Raw genomic sequence first — 18,104 nt, forward strand, 5'->3', positions numbered from 1 at the left:
AAAAGTTTATCTTTACCTATTTATATAAAACAGGTATTGACGGTTCTTTTGTTTTACCCAGGTACGACGCGCCTTAATCATTAGTTTCCAATTATTAATTTGCGAAGCACCTGCTCTTGTACTACTTGTATTGTTTATGTAAATCTGTTCAAAGATCGCTCGTTTCACGATTGCTGTTCTTTTCAGAAAGCGGATGCAAAGGTAAGAACTTTAAAGCATATCTTCCAAATATTTTCGGAAGTTTTTTTTTCATTTTTCTCTTTCCTGTATTTTCAAATCCTTTAAACAAGGATAAGAAAAGCAAAACAAGAAAAGTTCTTTTTCTTTGCGAGTCGGACTGCAAAGATAAGGAGAATTATTAATAAGTTCCAAATGTTTTTCGAAAAATATTTTTATCTCTTTTTATTTCTCTGTGTCACCTTCCACACTTCTGTTTCAGTATTTCAATCTTACCACTTTCCTTCTCTTGGAAAGCGGGTGCAAAGGTATAGGATTTAACAATACAAGCCAAACATATCTATCATTTTTTTTAATAAAAATGAAACTTTTTTGTAACTTACTGATTCATAAATGCATTTCGCATGAACAATTTTGAAGAAAGGAAAAAGAGAGAAAATAACTATACATTATATATATACGTGCGCGCGAAGAGCACGAAGAAAGAGAATAAAAACATTTTATAAGCATGCCGGATTGGGTGGTGGCGGTTCTGTCAGTATAGTCGCCGCATCAAAGCAGGGACATTGTTTCACCCACTCTTCCGGCTCTATCTCCCCGTTATGGTTCAGGTCGGGGCTCAGGTCGCGGTGACCGCACAGCCGGGAACCGGGATAATCCTTCAGCAACAGCAACACAAGCACACGCAGGGAGTGCCTTTGGAAAGGGGTGCGTGTATCGGCAGGGCGACCACACTCGTCAAGACCGCCTTCGTAACAGACCCCGATGCTCTTGTCGTTCCAACCGCGGGCATGGGCACCGGGCAGGGCCAAGGGACGGAGGGACTTGATGTCACCGTTCTTGCGGATATAAAAATGATAGCCTGCGCCGGAGAAGCCCCGGCGCAGGTGGTCTGTCGTCAAGTCGTGCTCCGTATAGCAGCGGTCGCAGCGGGTGGCGGAACAATGGACGACGATAAGATTGATGAATCTCATGAGAATTAAAAATTAGAAATTAAAAATTAAAAGTGAAGGAAACCCGCTACACTGTCATGGCATGGGCGCTCAGGGCACCAATAAGCGCGGAGGCTACAGCGATTATCACTTTCAGAATCTTATCCCAAACAGATGATTTTGTACTCATAAAATTAAGGATTAATAGTTAAGAATTAATGGTTAAGGATTAGTGATTAAGGATTAAGGGCTAATGATTAATGGTTAATCATTAGGGATTGATTAGCGATAAGCGATTTGCTTGTGTTCATTAACCATTAATCACTAACCCTTAATCATTCCTTCTTTATCCCAGCGGATTTTCGCCCTGGTCGCCGTCGTCGCCGGAGCCGCCTCCGGAACCACCGCCTTGATTGCCGCCGCCGGAGCCGCCCTCCTCGGGCTTGTCGAGCACAAAGCCCACATTCGCCGGGCTGCGGGTCACGGCGGTACTGCCGTTCACCAGCTTCAGCTCCTTGTCGGGGATAAAGCGGATATTCACCTTCGAGATATTGCGCACCGTACATTTGTCCGAGGCCTCCATGCCGGGACAGCGGAACGTCATGTGGAAAGTGCCCAGCTGGTTCAGCTTCACCTTGTCGCCATTGGCAAGGTTGCCTTGAATCTCCTCCACCAGGGCTTCGATGACGTGCTTCACGTCGCCCTTCGTCATGGCACAGTTTTTCTGAATGGAGGCGGCAAGGACATCGATGTCCACGGTGCCGCAGGTCTTGGGTTTCTGACGGAGATAGTACAACATGGGCGAAGCCGGGTTGCTCACGATTTTACGGCGCTGGAAGCGCTCTACAATTACATCCATAAATTTAAAAAGTTAAGGTTTAAGTTAAGAAAAATGAGTTATAAGAGAGAAGTGGGTAAGGGAAGGGATAGGGCGCCCGAATCAATGATTATTCCTTTTCTTAAGCACATTACAAAGATACAACATTAAGAAGCGGAAGTCAAGTGTTTTGCCATTTTTTTTACTACAAAAAACACGGAGACACAGAGTTTTTCAAGCAATAAGAAAAATCTCCGTGTCTTTGTGTCTCTGTATTCTATAAATTTCCATCCATCACTTTGCATTCCTCGTCAGCCACTCCAATGGTGGTATGTAGTCCACCAGTTTTGTCATGCTTTGGTTATGATGGAAATAGACTTCACCGGTTTTGCCATTACGGTGCTTGGCTATGATGACGATACCCAGGCCATCGGTGGGATAAGTACTCTTCTTATCGACGGTCTTGCCGTAGAGGGCAGGGCGGCAAAGCAGCATTACCATATCCGCATCCTGCTCTATGGCGCCGCTCTCGCGCAGGTTGCTCAGGGTGGGGCGATGGTCTATGCTACCGTCGCTCGCCCGGTTCAGCTGACTCAGCAGCAGTACGGGGATATCCAGCTCCTTGGCCAGCAGCTTTGCCTTGCGGCTTGCCTGCGCCACTTCCTGCTCGCGGTTGCGGTTTTTCTGGTCACTCCTCATGTCACATAGTTGCAGATAGTCCACAATCACCATGTCACAGCGATTCTTGCTCTTCAGCAGGCGGGCGGAAGAACGCACGCGGTCCATGCTCGTCATCGGATGGTCGTCTATCAGTATGGGCAACCGCGACAACTCGGCAGACGCCTCATGCACCTGCCTCACCTCGCCGGGTGTGAGCTGACCGCTACGCAGGTGTTGCGGGTCTACCCCCTCCGTAGCTGCAAGCAGCCAGCGGTCTCCCAGGCGCTCGCCTTGCATTTCGAGGCTGAAGACCACCACATGACGCCCCGCCATGGCAGCGGCACGGGCTAGGTGGAGGGCAAAGGCCGTCTTCCCCACCGACGGACGGGCAGCAAGGATGTTCAAGTCGCCGCGCTGCCAGCCCGCCGTAACGTGGTCCAGAGCGTCAAAACCCGTAGGGATACCCGTAATGCCGTTGCATCCGTGCTCCATACGCTGCTCCACCTCGGCCAGCGTGTCGTCCATCAGCCGGTCTATGGAGCGAAGGTGGTCGGCTACGCCGCTCTCGTCCTCCAGCCCCTCCAGCAGTCGATGGGCTTCCACCAGGATGTCGTCAATATCCATCGACTCGTCGGCACTGAACGCCAGCAGTTGCTGGAATCCCGTACGCATGATACGCCGCGTGTGCAATTGCCTAAGGATGAGCGCATGATACTCCAGATGAGCACTGGAGCTGACCTTCGAGCTGATGCGTAACAGTTCGTAAGGCCCGCCCACGGCATCGAGTTTGCCACGGGCTGCCAGTTCGTTCTTCAGCGTGATGGTATCTATGGACTTCACGCTGCGATACATCGATTGCAGGGCGGCAAAAATTTCCAGATTCTTCTCCTCGTAGAACATCTCGGGACGAAGTTTGTCCGCCACCAGAGGCATGGCAGCGCGCTCTATCATGCAGGCACCGATGACAGCTTCTTCGAGGTCACTGTCGTGGGAAAAAGTAGTTTCAGTCATCATATTCATTTTCAAAAGATTTGTCCGCCAGATAGGTGGCGGCTTGTTTACAATATTTTTGGTTGTTCAGATGGTCGTAATATTCGTCGATGTTGTCCAGTGCCCGCTGTTTCTCGCCTGCCGTCAATTTTTTCCATTCGCGACGGGCCCGGCCGATGTTTACTTTGGGATGCTCGGTGATGTCATGAAACTTTTCCCAGAAGATGCAGAAGTCCTCTCCCACCCCAGCCACCGGCGCTGCCTTCTTCTTCCGCGGGGCTGCTTTAGGACGGGCATTGCCAGTAAGGAAATCATAATCGGGGATACGGATGTGCATCACGTAGGGGTTGGCCACCCGCTCCACGATGCCGGCGTCGAACATCTTGTTGAAGAAGTAGCGCGTACGGTTGCGAGGCCACCCCAATATCTCCATCCAGCGGGCCAGGGAAAGTACGGACTCGCCACGTACACAGTCGAAAAGGTGTCCCCTGACGTTGCAGGTCACCGTGCTGTAGTTGACGTGTGTCAGCACAAAGACAAAGGCTTCGAAGGCATCGGCGGCTTTCTCTCCGGTTTTCATATTCATTTGTTCCTCAAACAAGGCTTTGGGGAAGAGGAGATAGCCTTTCTTCAGCATCTCCGTTGTCATGGGTCTCATTTCTTTTTCCATTTTTGTCTATTCTTAATTCGATAATGCGACAAAGGTAAGGGACCAGCCAGGGGGATACAAATAAGCAGTTAGAATCGGCTAAAAATTAATGAAATACATAAGGTGGCGAGAGAGGGTTTCACCTCATCCTCCACCACCCTATATAATAATATACTAAAATAATCAGAATGTATTAGAAATACATTCTCTATTTCGCATATTTTTTAGAGACCAGAAGATACGGATTTTTCACGGCCATATCCTTCACGTGGTCGGGCATCCCCCAGTAGCTCAGGAGGATGCCTATCTGTACGGGGGTGAGGTGGGCAGTCCTGGCGGTATAGCCCTGGTCCGTCAGATCCTTCAGCAGGCAAGCGTGTTCCGCAATGGAACGGCGCAGGGCCTTTACGGCCGAGCAGGCATACGCGTAGTTTGGGTAATAGGCCACTGCCACATCTGCAATGCGATGGCATCCCTCGAGCAGCCATTCAAAACTTTGTTCTTTTATCATTTTGCATATATTTATTAATAAAACATGTTGCAAAGTTAGAATGGGAGGGAAAACTGGGAAAGTTCGAGTGGCAATAAGAAAACTTGCTCAAGAAAAATGAATGTGTCAAAACGGTTGATGACACACCCTCACTGTCTTATTGATAAAAGCAACACTTTCATACTATAATAGTAAAGCACACATTTTGTGTATTTCATGCAACTTATCGGTCAGCGATTTTTCTTTAAGAGAGACAGCCATATTATATCTCGCCTGCCTATTAACGAGAAGTTCCGCACTAATCCCTAAGGCTGCTTCTACCATAAGAGCGAAGTCACTGGTTACATCTCCCTCTCCCTCTTGAAGTACCCCAGCACCGTGGCCGGTGTAAGACAGCAGCGTTCCACGCTTTTCAGGCGGCTCTGAAAAGTATATCGGGAGCATAGCACAAGGCAGAACCAAGTATAGTTCAAGCTACGGTGCAAGCGGTGCTGAAGGTGGTCGAAAAAACGGGAAACACGGGCAAAGAAGCTAGCGATATGCTCGCGGGGAACAAAACGGGAAGGCTGTACGGCAGCATTACGGGAGCGCTTGGCGGTACGTTCCATCTGTGCAAGGGTATACTCCAGTTGCTCGATGTCATTGCGGGTGTTCTCCATGGTTTGTTCCAATTTCTCGCGTCGTACCTGCTGCTTGGCATATCGTTCTTTTCTGTCAGCGATTCGATTTTTGAGGTCTTCTGCGGTGAGGTTTATTCCTTTGTTCTGGATTGATTTCATTATAAATGTATGTTTTATAGTTGTTTGTCTGTATATAAGTTCACGAAAACACATCATCCGTCTGCACCGAATGCATAATGCATAAAGGGCAAACGGATGATATATCAGGAGCAAATGTACGATGAATATTGCAGATAAAGTTCTTAATGACCATTAAGTCTTGTTATAAAACATGATATTATCTACTGCAAATTTGGAGATTATCAGAAAACACGTACATTTGCAATGTGTTTTTCATAGTATTAGATTTAAGGTTAACAAAAGATTGGCTGTCTGGGATAGATAGCCTTTTTTTATGCCCGCACCATTCGATTCATCCAATTAGTATCAATTCACTTTATACAACTTTTTAACCCACCAAAAGTGTTTTTAAACCCCAAAAGTTGTAGATTATAAATACTATGTTTATATTTGCAACATGAAAAAAGCGCTCGAGAAAATGTAGTATCTACAACTCGTCTGTGAAGTGGGTGGCGGTTGTGATATAGACAGCGTTCATAAGACAAACAAGCAAGCAATCTACAACAATAAAAATATGAAAGTTAGACTTATGACGAAAGTTAGTGCTGCAACCCTCATTTCAGCAATTGCCTGCAGCATATTCACGGGATGTACCGAAAAAGACCTATACAATCCCGAACGTGGAAAAACAGAACTAAAGCCGGAGAGCGAATACTTTGACTTTGCAACAACAGCCCAGGTAGCTTTTGACGTGAATTATGGAAAAATCGCAGGAGGCGCATTAATAGAGGTGTTTACAGAAGACCCCATCACCTATCAGACAAACAACCTCTACTCCATCAACGGCGAAGCGGTTTTTAAAATCTTTGCAGATGCAGACGGACGCTTCACCGGCAACGTAGAACTGCCCAAAGCGACAGAAAAGGTATATATCATCTCACAAAGTTGGGGAGCCCCCATGTGTGTGGAAGCGGATGTGGAAAACGGCAAAGTGGTGGTAGATATGACCGAGGACAATGCCAACACTCGCTCAGCTGCCATGACACGTGCAAAATCCAACCTGACTATCGACCTAAAGGATAGGAAGGAACGGGTATACTCCATCGTTGGATGGGGACAATCTCACGGTGAGATTATTGATAATAATGACATTGTAACTACGGGAAATTTCAATGACGGAACTTTAAAGCAGTTACAACACACACTGTGGAAAGGTTATGACAGCAAACCCAGCAATCTGGACAACAGAGCTTTGGTGAGCGATACAAAGCATGTGAACACCACCATTGCCCAAGCATATATCAACAACCAGGGACAACACGTAACGATTACCGATGCAGAACTGTATCTGACCTTCCTGACCGAACGTGCCGGTTACCTGACTTCCATCGGCTATTATTACTACAAGACCAATGAAATTCCCAACAGCCCTGACAAGGTAGACAAATTCATTATCATTCCCAATGCATCCATTGCAGGAGACGACCCGTATACCGGATGGTCTGGAAGTGGTAACAAATATTCCCGATATGACGCTCCCATACAGAAGAATACAAAAATACAACTTCTGTATCAGGACGAAAACGGTAATGTCTCCACCAAATTCCCGGCAGGATATACCATAGGATATTTCATCATCCCCAATGGATATACCCCCAATAAAGGTATCGACTACTCTATAAATTATATATATTCCAATAAAGAATGGAACAAGATATATGCAGGCCAACAAGCTCGCTTTATCTCCCTCTCCACCAGCAACGGCACGGTAGTCTACGGAGTAGAAGATGGCGATGATACCAGCTACGAAGACATACTGTTCTGTATCGATGCCAACCCCAATGAAGCCATTCAAGACCCGGACCGTCCGGTCATAGACCCGGAAGAGCCTACGGTGACGAGCTCCGAAACAACCTACCGCACGTATGCCTACGAAGACATCTGGCCCAATGGCGGTGACTATGACTTGAACGACGTGATTATCGAACACAAACGGGCCATTTCATTCAACAGCAACAATTATGTGCTGAAGGTGGAAGACACCTTTGTACCCGTACAGCAAAGTGGTGCCGCCACATACTCCAACGCATTTGCCGTGCAATATGTGGCCAGCCAGCGAGGCAGCATAGAACTGCCTGCCGGAGCAGTCGATGAAACAGAGACCTCTTCTGTCATCCTATTCCCCGATGCAAAGTCTGTGCAGGGCAACGAATTTACCGTAACCCGTACATTTGCAGACAACACATTGCCTAAGAAGAATCTGGAGAGCGACTTGAACCCGTTCATCATTGCCCAGTATACAGCCGGAGCCGACAACCGGACAGAAGTGCATCTGCCCAAGAAGAAAGCGACCGGTAAAGCCAACGCAGAGCAAATCGGAGCCGAAGACGATGCCTACTACATCAACAAGGACGGCAAATATCCATTCGCCATCATGCTGCCGGCCACAACCGGCACGGAAGGCCCCATCCGGTTCACTCCGGCAAAGGAAACCGTACGCATCGACCTGGAGTATCCCGATTTCGCCAAATGGGTAGAGTCCAATGGCGCCACCAATAATGACTGGTATCTCTACTACCAGTCGTCCAAAGAGTGAAATCCTACGACATTCTTTAAAGAAGAGCCGCGCAATAGTTGCATTTGCACGGCTTTTTTCATGCATGAGCATTACCGTTATGAAATTATTTTTTCTACATTTGCATCCGTTAAAAGGAAACAAAACCGTATCAGGCTGAAAAACATGAGGAATACATCACCCGCCGCACCTACCATCCGCTTTCGCCGCTGGAGCAGAAAAGCCTACGCTGCATTTGCCAGCATAGGGCGGTGTGTCACCATCGGTTGCCTGCGCAAAAACGTGGCAGACAGCTCTCTGTCCAAACAGAAGGCTGCGGGAACCGCAGGACATGCCGGATGCGGGGAAGAGAGTGCCTGGAAAGGGGAAACGGAAGGAAGAGAAACCGACACCGGCATTCCGCTGGGTAGCAGCAGCGCCCTGACAAGTATCCTCACGGAGCTGGGAACGAACCGGCACATTCTTTTTGAAACACAAGTCATCCGCCCCTGCGGGAATACGGGCAGACAAGACACATATAGCCTAAAACAAAAGAGAACAAGAGGTACGGATTACCGGAAGCCATGCAGCAGAGTGACAAGCTGCACCGCCCCGGCAATCCGTACCTCTGTCTTTATCCACGAACTTAACCCAAGAAAGATATGACCCTACAGAAGTTGAAGGAACAAGTGCTGCGCGGCAGCCACATCAGTAAGGAAGAAGCCGAATGGCTGGCTGTGCAACCCGACAAGGAAGCGCTATACGAAGCTGCCCACGAGATAACCCGGGGCCTGGCCTCGGAGGAGTTTGACATGTGCTCCATCATTAATGCCAAGTCCGGACGATGCCCGGAAAACTGCAAGTGGTGTGCACAGTCGTCGCACTACAAAACCCAGGCAGACGTGTACGACCTGGTGGACAAAGAAGAATGCCTGCGGCATGCCCGGCATAATGAAGCCCAGGGCGTGGCACGTTTCTCGCTGGTGACCAGTGGACGGAAGCCCTCCTCCAGAAACATGGAGAAACTGTGCGAAGCCGCCCGGCACATGCGCCGGCACTCGTCCATCCAGTTGTGCGCATCACTGGGACTGCTCAACGAAGACGAAATGCGGGCACTGCACGACGCAGGCATCACCCGCTATCACTGCAACCTGGAGACAGCCCCCTCCTACTTTCCCCAACTGTGCAGCACGCACACGCAGGAAGAGAAGCTGCGCACCCTGCAAGCCGCCCGCAATGTAGGCATGGACATCTGCAGCGGCGGCATCATCGGCATGGGCGAGAGCATGGAGCAACGCATCGAATTCGCCTTCACACTGCGCGAGCTGGAAGTACAGTCCATCCCCATCAACCTCCTGAGCCCCATCCCCGGCACACCGCTGGAACGGCAGGCACCACTCAGCGAGGAGGAAATACTGACCACCATCGCCCTCTTCCGCTTCATCAACCCGACGGCTTTCCTCCGCTTTGCCGGAGGACGCTCGCAACTGAGCAAGGAGGCCGTAAAGCAAGCGCTACACATCGGCATCAACTCCGCCATCGTGGGCGACCTGCTGACAACGCTCGGCTCGAAAGTGTCAGAAGACAAGGTACTGATAGAAGATGCCGGATACCGGTTCTGCGGCTCGCAGTTCGACAGAGAGCACCTATGGCACCCCTATACCTCCACCACCAACCCGCTACCGGTGTACAAGGTGAAGCATGCCGAAGGCGCCACCATCACCCTGGAAAGCGGAGAAACACTCGTAGAGGGAATGTCGTCGTGGTGGTGCGCCGTCCACGGGTACAACCACCCTACACTGAACCGGGCGGCAGAGAAACAGCTGGGCAAGATGTCGCATGTGATGTTCGGAGGGCTGACACACGACCCTGCCATTGAACTGGGCCAGTTGCTGCTACCGCTTGTCCCGCCGTCCATGCAGAAGATATTCTATGCCGACTCGGGCTCGGTGGCAGTAGAGGTGGCCTTGAAAATGGCCGTGCAGTACTGGTATGGCAAGGGAAAGGCGAAGAAGAACAATTTTGTGACTATCCGTTCGGGCTATCACGGGGATACATGGAATGCCATGTCTGTCTGCGACCCGGTGACGGGCATGCATTCGCTGTTCGGGGCATCATTGCCGATGCGCTATTTCGTGCCGCAGCCGCGCTCGCGCTTCCACGGCGAATGGGATGAACGGGATACGGTGGAACTGCGGAAACTGGTAGAGGAGCATCACGAGGAACTGGCAGCGCTTATCCTCGAACCTGTGGTGCAGGGCGCTGGCGGCATGTGGTTCTACCACCCCCAGTACCTGCGCGAAGCGGCACAGATATGCAAGGAACATGGCCTGCTGCTGATATTCGATGAGATAGCCACGGGCTTCGGACGGACGGGAAAACTCTTTGCCTGGGAGCACGCGGGTGTAGAACCGGACATCATGTGCATAGGAAAGGCCATAACGGGCGGATACATGACGCTGTCTGCCGTACTGACGACGAATGAAGTGGCGGATACCATCTCCAACCATACACCGGAGGTGTTTATGCACGGACCCACCTTTATGGGGAATCCACTGGCATGCGCCGTAGCGTGCGCTTCGGTGAAGCTGCTGACCTCGCCCGAATACGACTGGCAAGGCAAGGTGACTCGCATCAGCCGGCAACTGCAAGAAGAGCTTGAACCGGCACGCCGATTACCGCAAGTGACGGATGTACGTGTGCTGGGAGCCATCGGGGTGATTGAGACAAAAAAGCCCGTAGACATGGCGTGGATGCAAAAACGCTTCGTTGAGGAGGGAATCTGGGTACGCCCGTTCGGAAGATTGGTATACCTGATGCCTCCGTTCATTATAGAGCCGGAACAGTTGAGGAAGCTGACGGGAGGGTTGATGAAAATTATACAGGAAATGAATTGAGAGGATAAAGGGAAAATTATTATATCAAGAATTTATGAACGTAACTAACTATATGCAGCAAGAGCTGCAAACATTGAAAGAACACAGCAACCTGCGCCGCCTGCCGCAACTGACACACGAGGGACGCACGGTTGTAGCCGATGGCCGGCATATGCTGAACCTTTCGTCCAACGACTATCTGGGTCTGGCTGCCGACCGCCAGCTGAAGGAAGAATTCCTGCAGACACTGACACCGGACACCTTCCTGCCGACTTCCTCCTCCTCCCGCCTGCTGACGGGGAACTTCGGGATTTACGAAGAGCTGGAGACGGAACTCGCCACACTTTTCGGCACAGAGACAGCACTGGTGCTCAATAGCGGCTATCATGCCAATATGGGGATTCTACCCGCCGTGAGCGATACACAAACCCTGATACTGGCAGACAAGCTGGTGCATGCCAGCATCATCGACGGCATCCGCCTATCCACCGCACGCTGCATCCGCTTCCGCCACAACGACCTGGTACAACTGGAACGCCTGCTGGAACAACACCATGCAACATTCCGGCAATTGATTATCGTCACAGAAAGCATCTTCAGCATGGACGGTGACCAAGCCGACCTCACGGCATTGGTGCGTTTGAAAAAAAGATACTCCAACGTACTGCTCTATGTGGACGAAGCCCATGCATTCGGCGTAAGGGGACTGCGCGGTCTGGGCTGCGCCGAAGAAACCGGATGCATCCGGGATATAGATTTCCTCGTGGGCACCTTCGGCAAGGCAGCGGCGTCTGCCGGCGCATACATCGCCTGCTGCCGGACGATACGCGAGTATCTCGTCAACCGGATGCGAACCTTCATCTTCACCACGGCATTGCCTCCGACAAGTATTGCCTGGACACTGTTTATCGTGCGGAAACTTGCCGGAATGCAGAACCGCCGCGAGCATCTGGCAAGAATCGGCCGGACGCTGCGCGAAGCATTACAAGCCAAAGGGTACGGATGCCCCAGCGCAAGCCATATCGTCCCACTGATTATCGGCCCCAGTGCCGACACCGTGCTGTGTGCAGAGCTGCTGCAGAGGCATGGGTTCTATGCACTGCCGGTGCGCCCGCCCACGGTGCCCGAAGGAACATCACGCATCCGCTTCTCATTGACAGCGGACATACGGGAAGATGAGATTGGAGAACTGATCCCCCTTATTCCCCTAAAGGAAGAGAAGAATACTAACGCTATACGATTCTAAAAACAGATGAAACAAAGTTACATTATACACGAACATCATCCCCGGCTATTGCTGTTCTTTGCCGGCTGGGGAGCCGATGAGACTCCTTTCAAAATGTATCGTCCGGCAGCCAGCGACTTCATGGTGTGCTATGACTACCGCACACTGGATTTTGACGCCTCCGGACTGGAAAAATACCGCGAAATCAACCTCATCGGCTGGTCTATGGGGGTATGGGCGGCTTCGCAGACCATGCCACAGCTCTCATCGCCAGGTACGTCCGGCGAAGGTATCCATATGGCAAACAGCATCGCCATCAACGGAACACCCTACCCCATAGACCAGCATATGGGTATTCCACCCGCCATCTACCACGGGACATTGGACGGACTGACCGGGGCTTCACTGCACAAATTCCTCCGCCGCATGTGCGCCAACGGAGCAGCCTTCAAAGCTTTCCTGGAAATCACTCCCCGCCGTCCGCTGGAAGAGTTGAGAGATGAGTTGACGGAGATTGAGAAGATGTACCACACACTGCCTGCTGCCACCTTCCACTGGCAGCAGGCAGTAACGGGAGGCAACGACCGCATCATTCCACCAGCCAACCAGCTGCAAGCCTGGGAAACACTCGGCACCCCCGTGCTGCAAACGGAGGATGCCCACTATCAGGAAGAGTTATTCAGACATTACCTGCAAGACCTATGGACAAGCCACTGAACCCGATGGACAAACAACTGATAGCCTCCCGCTTTGCCAAAGCCCGGAATACCTATACCCGGGAGGCCCGCGTGCAGCAACAAGTCGCCGAGAAGATGATGCAGCTCATAAAGGAACCATACACACGTTTCCGCCGTGTCGTAGAGTTTGGCTGCGGAACGGGAAGCTACTCGCGTATCCTCCTCCACACCTTGCAACCGGAAACCCTGCTGCTGAACGACTTGTGCCGGGAAATGGAAGAGTGCGTCAAGGAACTTTGCGACGGCACTACCGTGCAGTTCGTCCCCGGTGATGCCGAAGCCATCGACTTCCCCGGAGAAACCGACCTGATAACCTCGTGCTCCACCCTACAATGGTTCAACGACCCAGGTGCTTTCTTCACCCGCTGCCACCAAGCACTGGTGGCAGACGGCCTGCTTGCCTTCAGCACCTTCGGCACCACAAACATGCACGAAATACGCCAACTGACGGGGCATGGGCTGGACTATCTCTCCGTTGAGGAGCTGCAAGCCCTGCTGTCTCCCCACTTCGATATTCTCCATGCCGAGGAAGAGGTAGTAACCCTGCCCTTCCCCACCCCTCAGGCAGTGCTGAAGCATCTGAAGCAAACCGGAGTGACGGGAACGGAAAAAAGGATATGGACGCGCAGCCGCCTGCAATCCTTCTGCAAAGAATACACAACCCGGTTCAGTGATGCCGCAGGCAACGTAAACCTGACCTATCACCCCATTTATATCATCGCACGAAAAAAAACAAAATAATGGAAACAAAAAACATCTACTTCATCAGCGGCATTGATACAGATGCCGGAAAAAGCTATTGCACCGCCTGGTATGCCCGTGAGCTTATGCAACGCGACCTGCGCGTCATCACCCAAAAGTTCATCCAGACCGGCAACACCGGCCATTCCGAGGACATCGACCTGCACCGCCGCCTCACCGGAACCGGCTACCTGCCGGAAGACAAAGAGGGGCTGACCATGCCCGAGATATTCTCCTACCCCTGCTCCCCCCACCTCGCCGCCCGCATAGACAAGCGCCCGATAGACTTCGAAAAAATAGAGCGTGCCACCAGGGAACTTTCCCATCGCTATGATACCGTGCTCGTAGAAGGCGCCGGCGGTCTGATGGTTCCCCTTACCGAAGATTTCCTGACGATAGACTACATTGCGGAGAAGCAGTACCCGCTTATCTTTGTCACCTCCGGAAAGCTGGGCAGCATCAACCACACCCTGCTGAGCTTCGAAGCCATCAAGAACCGGGACATCGCGCTCGATACGGTACTCTACAACCTCTATCCCACGGTAGAGGACAAGACTATCCAGGAAGACACGATGAAATACATCAAGCAGTATTTGTCCAAGCACTTTCCCGGAACAAAGTTTGAGGTAGTGCCGGAAATTGTGTAAATTTGCAGCACATAAACGTCCTACTGCACATGGAAGCATTTACATTAGATTCAACTGAAATTATCGTACTCGCTACGGCGGGTGGTCTGTTCCTTATTCAAATTATCTACTACCTCTGTCTCTACAACCGTATTCATGCGCGCAGCCGTGCCGTGAAGCAGGGAGACACGCACTTCACCCAGGAACTGCCCCCCATATCCGTCATCATCTGCGCCCGCGAGGAATCCGAGAATCTGCGCCGCAACCTGGGCGCCGTGCTGGAGCAGGACTATCCCCAATTTGAAGTCATCGTCATTAACGACGGCAACACCGATGAGAGCGAGGATTACCTGACCATCCTCGAGGAGAAATATCCCCATCTCTACCACAGCTTCGTACCCGATTCCTCCCGTTACATCAGCCGCAAGAAGCTGGCCGTGACGCTTGGAATCAAGGCCAGCAAATATGACTGGCTGGTGTTCACCAATGCCAACTGCATGCCCCAAAGCAACCAATGGCTGCGACTGATGGCACGCAACTTCACATCACGTACCCAAGTGGTGCTGGGATACAGCGGCTACGAACGCGGCAAAGGCTGGCTGCACAAACGGGCGGCATTCGACAATCTGTTCACTTCCATGCGCTATCTGGGATTTGCCCTGGCAGGCAGCCCCTACATGGGCATCGGGCGTAACCTGGCCTACCGGAAGGAACTCTTCTACCAACAGAAAGGATTCTCCGCACACCTCAACCTGCAACGGGGAGACGACGATTTGTTCATCAACCACGTGGCTACCCCGGAGAACACGCGGGTAGAAACGGATGCCAATGCCATTGTGCGCATGCAGCCGCTTCTGCGTACCAAGGACTGGAAAGAAGAGAAAATAGGCTACGCCTCCACAGCACGGCTGTATCATGGAATGCAACGCTGGCTGGCCGGTTTTGAGACCCTGACCCGCCTGGCATTCCACGCATCCTGGATAGCCGTGATGGTCATCGGCATTCTGCACTTCCACTGGCTGGCAGCAGGCGTCGCTTTTCTTTTGTTCCTGTTCCGTTTCACCATGCAGGCAGTCATTGTCAACAAGACTGCCCACGACCTGGAAGAACAGCGCAGATATTACTTCACACTACCGGCTTTCGACCTATTGCAGCCGATACAGTCTTTACGTTGGAAATGGTACTGTCTGTTCCGCAAGAAAAGCGATTTTCTGAGAAAGTGATTCTCTTATTCGTAACGGATGGAAGTTGCCGGATGGATGCGTGTAATCAGGAATGATGGGCCCAGCAACATCAGGACCGAAGCCAGCAATGTGCCGGCATTCAGCAGCAGGAACAGCCAGATATTGAAAGATACCGGAACAGTAGCCATGTAATAGGTTTCAGGGTCGAGCTTGAACAAGCCGGACCAGCGCTGCACGAAATAGAACGCAAGGCCGATTATGTTCCCCCAAAGCATGCCTTTCCCAATGAGGAAGACCGAAAACCAAAGGAAGACTTTACGGATGGTAAAGTTATTGGCTCCCAAAGACTTCAGCACGCCTATCATGGAGGTACGCTCTATGATGATAATCAGCAGGCCGGATACCATGGTGAAACCCGCCACCCCAATCATCAGAATGAGAATGACCCAGATGTTGACATCCAAGATGCCCAGCCAGGCAAAGATTTGGGGATTGAGCTGCTCTACATTACGGACGCAATACTCGGCACCATAGCGGTCGGGATTCTCATCCGTATCGGCAGCTATCTCATAGGTGGTTTCTTCCAGCTTGTCATAATCGCGTATTTCCAGCTCCACACCGCTCACCTGGTCCGGCTCCCAGTTGTTCAGGCGATTCACCAGATAGAGGTCGGTAAGCAGGAATAGGTTGTCGTATTCGGAGAAGTTGGTTTGGTAGATACCTACAATCTTCAGGCGGCGAGCACGCACATCGTCCTGGATGAAGTAGGTGTCTATCTTGTCACCGAGTTTCAATTGCAGCTTGTTGGCAAGAGACTTTGAGATGACTACGCGGTTGGACGAAGCGGAATCGCTGAATTGCGGAAACTCCCCCTCCAGCAGATGGCGGTGGAAAAAGGTGCTGTCATACTCCTGCCCCACACCTTTCAGCACCATTCCCTGAAAGGCATCGGCGGTCTTTATCATCCCCGGCTTGGTGGAGTAGCGTTGTACATGCTTCACTTCGGGATAATCGGAAAGCGCAGCCATCATGCTGTCGCCCACCACCACCGGGCGCGTCTCATAAGAGCGTGCAGCATCCAGGTTGCCTATCTGGATATGGGCACCGAAACCCACGATTTTATCCCTTACCTCGCTCTTGAAGCCAACAATGACGGACACGGCAATAATCATCACCGCCAGTCCGAGGGCAATACCCACCATGGCAATAAGGACAGCCGGACGGGAAACTTGCTTGCCCGGCTCCGAGTTGCGATAAATGCGCAACGCTATAAAGCGAGATAAGTTCATAAATTAATCCCTAATCCTTCATTTCTCTTCCCGGATAGGCTTCCAATGCTTTTTGCAATACAAACAAGGCGCGGTTCAAGTCATCTTTCTTCAGTACGTATGCGATACGCACTTCGTTGCGACCGGAACCCGGCGTAGTATAGAATCCGGACGCAGGCGCCATGAATACCGTCTGTCCCTCGTATTCGAACTCCGACAGACACCAGGCACAGAACTTGTCCGAATCATCTACCGGAAGCTTTGCCACCGTATAGAATGCTCCCATCGGGATGGGCGAATATACGCCCGGTATACGGTTCAATCCGTCAATCAGGCATTTACGGCGTTCTACATATTCATCGTATGTGTCGCGCAGATAATCCTCACCGGCATCCAGCGATGCTTCTGCGGCAATCTGGCCTATCAACGGAGGACTGAGACGCGCCTGGCAGAACTTCATGACAGCATCCCGGATTTCCTTGTTCTTCGTTATCAGGGCACCGATGCGGATGCCGCACTCCGAATAGCGCTTGGACACGGAATCAATCAGCACCACATTGTTCTCAATGCCCTCCAGATGGCAGGCAGAGATATAGGGAGAACCCGTATAAATAAATTCACGGTACACCTCGTCCGAGAAGAGGAACAAATCGTACTTCTTCACAAGGTCGCGAATCTGGTTCATTTCACGGCGTGTATAGAGGTAACCCGTAGGATTGTTAGGATTGCAAATCAAAATAGCACGCGTGCGCTCGTTAATCAACTCCTCGAACTTCTCTACCTTGGGCAACGAGAAACCCTCTTCGATGGTCGTGGCAATGGTGCGTATCTTGGCTCCGGCAGAGATGGCAAACGCCATATAATTGGCATAGGCCGGCTCGGGAACAATGATTTCATCCCCCGGATTGAGGCAAGCCAGGAAAGAGAACAACACCGCCTCCGAGCCACCGGAAGTGATGATGATGTCGTCTGCAGTCAGATTGATATTGTACTTTGCATAGTAACCCACCAACTTCTCGCGGTAACTGCGATATCCCGCACTGGGACTGTATTCCAGAACTTTCCGGTCGATGTTCCGTATCGCTTCAATCGCGACTTCCGGAGTAGGCAGGTCGGGTTGACCGATGTTCAGGTGAAATACATGTATACCCCTCTGCTTGGCAGCATCTGCCAGAGGAGCCAGTTTTCTGATAGGAGATGCGGGCATCTCCATTCCGCGAATAGATATTGTTGGCATGAGGTTTATTTACTATTTGACGATTTATGATTTACTATTTAATAGAGTATTTATAGGTGATATTGCTATCACTTTATCATTAAAGTTGCAAATGTAGCGAATTATTTGAAACCAAAAGGAAGGCAAGACCATAAAAACTTTAAAAAACTTATCTATCGTAAAAACTCTATGATATGTAAACAGAAACTTGTATCTTTGAAA

At 51.0% G+C, this 18,104-nt stretch carries 17 protein-coding genes; 8 read left to right on the forward strand and 9 right to left on the reverse strand.

The window, feature by feature from the left end:
- Positions 1-677: 677 nt before the first annotated feature.
- From DW896_RS18460 to DW896_RS18490, 7 genes are all read right to left on the reverse strand, one after another.
- Positions 678-1,151, reverse strand: a complete 474-nt coding sequence (locus DW896_RS18460) for an N-acetylmuramoyl-L-alanine amidase (protein ID WP_008664709.1) — start codon at positions 1,149-1,151, stop codon at positions 678-680.
- Positions 1,152-1,197: 46 nt separating this feature from the next.
- Positions 1,198-1,299: a smalltalk protein gene (locus DW896_RS21550; protein ID WP_005837396.1), complete on the reverse strand. Its 102-nt coding sequence runs from the start codon at positions 1,297-1,299 to the stop codon at positions 1,198-1,200.
- Between the two features lie 156 nt (positions 1,300-1,455).
- Positions 1,456-1,968, reverse strand: coding sequence for an HU family DNA-binding protein (locus tag DW896_RS18465; protein ID WP_005837397.1), 513 nt, complete (start codon positions 1,966-1,968; stop codon positions 1,456-1,458).
- A gap of 252 nt (positions 1,969-2,220) precedes the next feature.
- Complete coding sequence (dnaB, locus tag DW896_RS18470) at positions 2,221-3,600, reverse strand: replicative DNA helicase (protein WP_035449314.1); 1,380 nt, start codon at positions 3,598-3,600, stop codon at positions 2,221-2,223.
- Positions 3,590-4,246 (reverse strand): hypothetical protein, encoded by a 657-nt coding sequence (locus tag DW896_RS18475; RefSeq protein ID WP_005831106.1) that lies wholly within the window; start codon positions 4,244-4,246, stop codon positions 3,590-3,592. Before DW896_RS18475 ends, dnaB begins: the two co-directional genes overlap by 11 nt.
- Before the next feature lie 187 nt (positions 4,247-4,433).
- Complete coding sequence (locus DW896_RS18480; RefSeq protein WP_022400565.1) at positions 4,434-4,736, reverse strand: DUF4248 domain-containing protein; 303 nt, start codon at positions 4,734-4,736, stop codon at positions 4,434-4,436.
- 320 nt (positions 4,737-5,056) lie between these two features.
- Entirely contained in the window at positions 5,057-5,494 is a 438-nt protein-coding gene (locus DW896_RS18490; protein ID WP_022400566.1) for a hypothetical protein, read from the reverse strand.
- 535 nt (positions 5,495-6,029) lie between these two features.
- Between DW896_RS18490 and DW896_RS18495 the strand changes: the two genes are divergently transcribed.
- From DW896_RS18495 to DW896_RS18535, 8 genes are all read left to right on the forward strand, one after another.
- Positions 6,030-8,051 carry an LruC domain-containing protein gene (locus DW896_RS18495; RefSeq protein WP_009038283.1) on the forward strand — a complete coding sequence of 674 codons (2,022 nt, stop codon included), beginning with the start codon at positions 6,030-6,032 and terminating at the stop codon, positions 8,049-8,051.
- Positions 8,052-8,195: 144 nt separating this feature from the next.
- On the forward strand, positions 8,196-8,675 hold the full coding sequence (locus DW896_RS18505) for a hypothetical protein (RefSeq protein ID WP_119993676.1): 480 nt from the start codon (positions 8,196-8,198) through the stop codon (positions 8,673-8,675).
- The gene (gene bioA / locus DW896_RS18510) at positions 8,672-10,906 is read left to right on the forward strand and encodes an adenosylmethionine--8-amino-7-oxononanoate transaminase (RefSeq protein ID WP_119993678.1); all 2,235 of its coding nucleotides are present in this window, start codon (positions 8,672-8,674) and stop codon (positions 10,904-10,906) included. Before DW896_RS18505 ends, bioA begins: the two co-directional genes overlap by 4 nt.
- Positions 10,907-10,940: 34 nt before the next feature.
- Positions 10,941-12,131, forward strand: coding sequence for an 8-amino-7-oxononanoate synthase (locus DW896_RS18515; RefSeq protein WP_119993680.1), 1,191 nt, complete (start codon positions 10,941-10,943; stop codon positions 12,129-12,131).
- 6 nt (positions 12,132-12,137) lie between these two features.
- Positions 12,138-12,827, forward strand: a complete 690-nt coding sequence (locus tag DW896_RS18520; RefSeq protein WP_057252819.1) for a pimeloyl-ACP methyl esterase BioG family protein — start codon at positions 12,138-12,140, stop codon at positions 12,825-12,827.
- Positions 12,812-13,588: a malonyl-ACP O-methyltransferase BioC gene (gene bioC / locus DW896_RS18525; RefSeq protein WP_057252817.1), complete on the forward strand. Its 777-nt coding sequence runs from the start codon at positions 12,812-12,814 to the stop codon at positions 13,586-13,588. The genes DW896_RS18520 and bioC overlap by 16 nt, the downstream gene beginning before the upstream one ends.
- Positions 13,588-14,235: a dethiobiotin synthase gene (gene bioD, locus DW896_RS18530; RefSeq protein WP_119993682.1), complete on the forward strand. Its 648-nt coding sequence runs from the start codon at positions 13,588-13,590 to the stop codon at positions 14,233-14,235. The genes bioC and bioD overlap by 1 nt, the downstream gene beginning before the upstream one ends.
- 29 nt (positions 14,236-14,264) lie before the next feature.
- Positions 14,265-15,437 (forward strand): glycosyltransferase, encoded by a 1,173-nt coding sequence (locus tag DW896_RS18535; RefSeq protein WP_119993684.1) that lies wholly within the window; start codon positions 14,265-14,267, stop codon positions 15,435-15,437.
- Positions 15,438-15,442: 5 nt separating this feature from the next.
- On the opposite strand, the gene DW896_RS18540 is transcribed toward DW896_RS18535, so the two are convergent.
- Both DW896_RS18540 and DW896_RS18545 read right to left on the reverse strand, forming a co-directional pair.
- Entirely contained in the window at positions 15,443-16,687 is a 1,245-nt protein-coding gene (locus tag DW896_RS18540; RefSeq protein ID WP_008664730.1) for an ABC transporter permease, read from the reverse strand.
- Positions 16,688-16,697: 10 nt separating this feature from the next.
- Positions 16,698-17,903, reverse strand: coding sequence for a pyridoxal phosphate-dependent aminotransferase (locus tag DW896_RS18545; RefSeq protein ID WP_005837410.1), 1,206 nt, complete (start codon positions 17,901-17,903; stop codon positions 16,698-16,700).
- Positions 17,904-18,104 lie beyond the last annotated feature (201 nt).

Source organism: Bacteroides sp. AM41-16 (assembly GCF_003603495.1).
GTDB classification, from domain to species: Bacteria; Bacteroidota; Bacteroidia; order Bacteroidales; family Bacteroidaceae; genus Bacteroides; species Bacteroides uniformis.